Origin of the sequence: Streptomyces sp. 8K308, from assembly GCF_004348315.1 — a bacterium.
Taxonomy (GTDB): domain Bacteria; phylum Actinomycetota; class Actinomycetes; order Streptomycetales; family Streptomycetaceae; genus Streptomyces.
The window spans coordinates 1-4,935 of the sequence record NZ_SMKC01000446.1 but is presented as its reverse complement, the minus strand read 5'-3'; the positions used below and the strand labels follow the sequence as shown (position 1 = coordinate 4,935).

Sequence of the window (4,935 nt, the reverse complement as noted above, 5' to 3'; positions counted from 1 at the left end):
CCCGCCGCCCCCGCCCGGGGGCGCGCGGCCGGCCCGGGATGCCGGGAGCCGTCCGTCTCCCTCCGCCCCTTCTTCCCCCATGAGGTGTTCCCGTGTCTTTACGAGGCAAGGCACTGCTGTCCGGACTCGCCGCCGCGGTCATCGCGTTCGGCAGCGGACTGATCACCGCGTCCCCCGCCCAGGCCTCCGAGGGCTGCCGGGTCGACTACCAAATCAGCAGCCAGTGGCAGGGCGGCTTCACCGGAGCCGTCTCGGTGACCAACCTGGGCTCGCCCGTCTCCTCCTGGACCCTCGAGTGGTCCTTCACCGGAGGGCAGACCGTCTCCACCGCCTGGAGCGCCACCGTCACCCAGAGCGGGACCCGGGTGACGGCGCGAAACCTCGACTGGAACGGCTCGCTGGCCACGGGCGGCTCCGCGTCCTTCGGCTTCAACGGCTCCTGGAACAACAGCTCCAACCCGGTCCCGGCCACCTTCACGCTCAACGGCGTCACGTGCACCGGACAGAGCACACCGACCGACCCACCGCCCACCAATCCGCCCCCCACCAGCGGCTGGAACCCGCCGGCCAACCTGGTGACCCCGCTGAACCAGGTCTGGCAGCACCAGGAGGAGACCTACAACAACGGCAATCTCTACGCCTTCCGCAACTACGGCTGGGACCAGCTGTTCGCCAACGGCGGCTACCTCAACTACTGCGTCCGCTGGGACTCCTCGGCGTCGGTGACGGCCGCCCAACGCGACCAGATCCACGCCGCGCTGGCCAGGTCCTACCAGAAGTGGTTCCAGGGCATGTACGGGCACAACGCCTTCCCGTACTCGAACGTCCCGATCCGGGTGGTCGCCTGGGCCGTGCGCGACCGGTCCCAGCTCCAGTGGACCGACAACTCGGTGGACATCTACGTGGGCGACATCGGGGAGAACGCCCCGCAGTGCGCGCCACCGTGCGGGCGGTTCTTCAACCAGAACGGCCAGTACCCGAACTGCCCCGGCGGGGTCGCCCGCCACTACGACCAGTCGCTGTGGCTCACCGACGGATTCGGCGGCGGAGCCGGCGGCGACTGGGGCCAGCGGATGGGCCGCGAGTACTTCATGAGCAATCTCAACACGGAGAACATCACGATTCTCCTCCACGAGATGGGTCATACCTTCGGCCTTGACGACTTCTACGACTGGACACCGACGGGCGTCAGCAACTTCATCATGCGCGCCGGGAGTTCCTCCTCCATCACGGAGTTCGACACCTGGATGTTCCGCGACTGGTGGCGTCACCTGAAGTCCCGCTACGGCTACTGACACGGCCGGTCCGCACGGCCCGACGCCCCCGGCCGGCCGGGAACACCCCGCGCACCGCCGGCGACAACACGGCGCTCCCGCCCCGACTACCGCAATTCCGCCGCGATCCGGTCCCGCAGCCGCTCGGCGCGCCCGTCCGCATAGGGCTCCAGGGCTCCAGCGCCTCCGCCCAGGCGCGGCGCGCGGCCTCACGCTCGCCGAGCGAGATCCGCGCGCGGGCCAGCCCGTCCAGCGCGTTGGCACGCGCCCAGCCGTCGCCCAACTCGCTGCGCGCGGGCCGCGTTCTGGTGGAAGGCCGCAGCCTCCTCGGCCCGGCCCAGCGCCTGGTAGGCCCGTCCGGTCCCCTGCCAGGCGGCGGCCTCGCGGGCACGATCGCCGAGCCCGCGCTGGATGACCGCCGCCCGCTGGTAGGACGCCAACGCCTCCTCCACCTGACCGTTGGCGAGCTGAGCCAGGGCGGCGAGTTGCCGGGCCAGTTCGTCGATCTCGAGGTCGCCGACGAAGGAGAGTTCCTTGAGGACGAGGTCCCACGCCGCCCGTTCCAGCGGGGTCGGCGAGCGGTCAGCCCCGGTGTGGGGACGGCCAGTTCCGGGGTGCGCGGCCTGTCCACATCCGCCGCCAAGGCCAGGGCGGCACCCGGCAGTTCGGCACGGAGCGCGGGCAGCACACCACCTGTCGGGGCGCCTGCGGCGGCCAGCAGCCCGGCGTCGAACTCGTCGAGCGTGGAGCGGACGAGTTGCAGCCCGTCGGCCCGCCCGGTGCCAGTCGGGTCGAGGAACTGGAGGATGTTGCCCCAGCAAAGCCAGGACTTCCAGCGGCGTCGGTGCTCGGCCGGGTCGCCGGCGACCACCGCGGCCCGGTCGTCCAGCACCGCGAGGGCGCTCCACCGCCCGACCGCCTGGTCGACGGTTAGGGCGAGTGGCAGCGCGGACCAGTCTCTGGCGTGGATCAGGGTCAGTGAGCCGCCGCCGACCGCCGGCGGAGTGGTGTCGCGCAGCACCGCCTCCACCCAGGGCACCACGTCCGCCGGCGCTGCCTTGGTGTTGGAGACCACGTGCTGTCGGCCGACCAACAACCCGGCCAGGGTGTGGTGGCCAGCTCGCGCCAGCGAGCCAGATCGGGCACCCGCAGGAAACCGAGCAGGGCGGGGATGGCGCCGGCGAACACCAGCGTGTCCAGGTCGCGCGGATCACGCCCCCGCGCCTGCCACCGGGCACGCACCTTCCCTCCTGGGCTGGTCTCGCCGGCCACCTGGTAGGGCGGCCAGGCCGCGTCGGCCGCCGTGCCTGCGAGCGCACCGGCCAGCGGCTCGACCGGCGGTTCCTCGCCGTCCTTGGGCACGGGGACGCCGCCCAGGGCACGCTCCCAGGCGATCACGTCGTCCCAGGTGATCTGCCACACGAGAGTGCCGTCGGCCCGCAGCCGGGCCCGTTTGGCCGCGTCACCCGCGACACGGTTGCGCGCGCCAAGAGCGCCCAGTCGGCATCGGATCTCACCTTCGGCAACTACAAGCACCTGTTGAAGGAACCGGCGAAGTGGGCCCGGCTGTCCTGGGAGGTCGAGCAGGAGGTGTTCCTCGATTGGCTGGATGAGTGCGTCACGTTCCGCAACAACCTCATGCACTTCAGCCCCGACCCACTGAGCGAGGAGCAGTTGGAACCAGTGAACGGTCTGTTGGGGCTTCTACGCTCGCTGGACCCCGGTCCCGACGGTTCAGCCGTTGGTGATGTCGTAGAGGGTCGCTAGGTCGACAAGGAGCACGTCGTCCCGGCGGGCGGCCAGTCGTTGCACGTCGGGGTGGAAGCCGTACAGGGAGAACAGGGCGAGGGTGGTTCCGGTGGTCTGGTAGCCCTGTTCGGTGAGCAGCGTGCGGATGCGTTCCAGGCGTTGGAGGTCGCCGACGCCACGTCGGGTCGCCGTGGCCTTGGCTTCGCCGAGGAGGGCGATGCGGGCGCGGGCGGACTGGGGTCGCTCGCCAGGGGCGAGGGCGACGACATCGACCTCGTGTTTGGTGCGGGCCGCCGGGTCTGGAACCTCCGTCGTGCCGACCGGACCGGGGACGGCATGGGCGTGGCGGCGGGTCCAGTCGCGGGCCAGGTCCTCGAAGTGCGGGCCGAGGATCTTGGAGTTGAAGGTGGGGGCCGACGTCTGCCACACCTGTTCCGCGAAGCCCTGCTCGACGGCCACCGCCTGGGGCAGGGTGATCAGTTGGTTGAAGCGGATGACGGGGTCGGCCAGACTGATCACGGGGTGGCGGGGGCGGAGGATGTCCTGCTCCCGGCGGACATAGCCGGTCGACTCCAGGACGTCCAACGGGTGGGTGACGGTGTTGCGCTGGCGGCCGAGGGCGGATCCGACCTTGGAGGGGGTGCTGGCGCCGTTGGCGATGGCGGTGAGCACGTCGTAGTAGAGGGTGTGCTGGGTGATGCGCGGGTCCTCGCGCAGCAGGTACTCGGTCTCCGTGCGGGAGTAGACCGCGCGCCCTGGATCGAGAACAGTGCTGGTGAGCCAGCGGTCGAAGCCGGCGTCGGGTGCGGGGCGGCCGGCCACGGGCCGGTAGCCGGGGGCACCGCCGAGCACCGCGTGTACGCGGAGAGCGGTGCCCGGGTCTTCGATGTCCCAGAACGAGCGGCTGGCGCGGTAGTCGAAGGCGCCGAGCCGCAGGTCGACGACGGCCCGGCCGCGCAGCGGCTTGGTGCCGGACAGCAGCTCGTGCATCACGCTCATCGCGGAACCGCAGAGGATCAGCCGGGCGCCGACGCCGCCCGTGCCGCGTTGGTGGCTGTCGTAGAGGTGCTGGATCAGGCCGGGCAGCTCGGGTGAGTGCTGAAGCAGATAGGGCAGCTCGTCGATGACCAGGAGCGGGACCCGGGCTCGCCTGGCGACGACGTCGAACGCGTTGGTGAGGACGTCGCGCCAGTCGGCGAGGCGCAGGGCGCCGGCGCGCAGGCCGGCGTGGGCGGCGATCGCCTCGCTGAAGCGTTGGAGGGCGGGCAGCCGACCCTCCTCGCGGATGGCCGTGACGTACAGGCCGCCGACCGCCTCGGAGAGTGCCTGCAGAAGGTAGGACTTTCCGTGTCGTCGGCGCCCCGACACGATGCCGAGACGCATGGCCGGGGACGGGTCGGCCAGGAAGTCGGCCAGCAGGGCCCACTCGCGGTCACGGTCGACGACATCGGCGGGCTTGGTCAGCGGGCCGGTCAGCGGATCGTTCACGACGGACTCCCGGCAATGTCTAGACCTACTACGTCGAATTCTGTCGAAGTCTATGACGACAGGATTCGAGGTGCTGCGGACGGGTGCATTCCCGCCCTAAATCGACATAAGGTGCCGGCGGGCCGACAGACTGCGCTCCATGAGCGAGCACAGCGAGAGCTACGACACGGTGGTGTCCGTGTTGGTCGGCAAGTTCCAGTTCGTGCGTGACGATCTCTCGCCCGAGGTGACGGTGGAGGAGGTCGGGCTCGACTCGCTGGGGCGGGCCGAGTTCGCCCTGTGTCTGCGGCAGGAGACGGGGGTGGCGCAGGACGAGGACGGCCTCACCGGGGAGTCGACGCTGGCGGACGTCGCGCGGGCGCTGGCGTCGTGAGCCGGGACGAGGTGGTCGTGTCGGGGGTGGGCGCGGTGACCCCGGCGGGGG

General features: G+C 71.0%; 4 protein-coding genes. 2 read left to right on the top strand and 2 right to left on the bottom strand.

Annotated elements, in window-relative coordinates:
- Nucleotides 1-92: 92 nt before the first annotated feature.
- The gene (locus E1265_RS40895) at nt 93-1,295 is read left to right on the top strand and encodes a cellulose-binding domain-containing protein (protein ID WP_132934740.1); all 1,203 of its coding nucleotides are present in this window, start codon (nt 93-95) and stop codon (nt 1,293-1,295) included.
- 954 nt (nt 1,296-2,249) lie between these two features.
- Here E1265_RS40895 and E1265_RS33625 read toward each other — a convergent pair.
- A complete protein-coding gene (locus E1265_RS33625) occupies nt 2,250-2,696 on the bottom strand; it encodes a hypothetical protein (RefSeq protein ID WP_132934739.1) in 447 nt (148 codons plus the stop codon).
- A 312-nt stretch (nt 2,697-3,008) separates the two neighbouring features.
- Nucleotides 3,009-4,406 carry an ATP-binding protein gene (locus E1265_RS33620; protein WP_243741299.1) on the bottom strand — a complete coding sequence of 466 codons (1,398 nt, stop codon included), beginning with the start codon at nt 4,404-4,406 and terminating at the stop codon, nt 3,009-3,011.
- Between the two features lie 244 nt (nt 4,407-4,650).
- Here E1265_RS33620 and E1265_RS33615 point away from each other — a divergent pair, with 244 nt between their 5' ends.
- Entirely contained in the window at nt 4,651-4,884 is a 234-nt protein-coding gene (locus E1265_RS33615) for an acyl carrier protein (RefSeq protein WP_132934738.1), read from the top strand.
- The last annotated feature ends 51 nt before the right edge of the window (nt 4,885-4,935 follow it).

Excerpts from the sequence above, each read along its gene's own strand:
- E1265_RS33615 (WP_132934738.1), top strand. The coding sequence starts at position 4,651 with ATGAGCGAGCACAGCGAGAGCTACGACACGGTGGTGTCCGTGTTGGTC.
- E1265_RS33620 (WP_243741299.1), bottom strand. The coding sequence starts at position 4,406 with ATGCGTCTCGGCATCGTGTCGGGGCGCCGACGACACGGAAAGTCCTAC.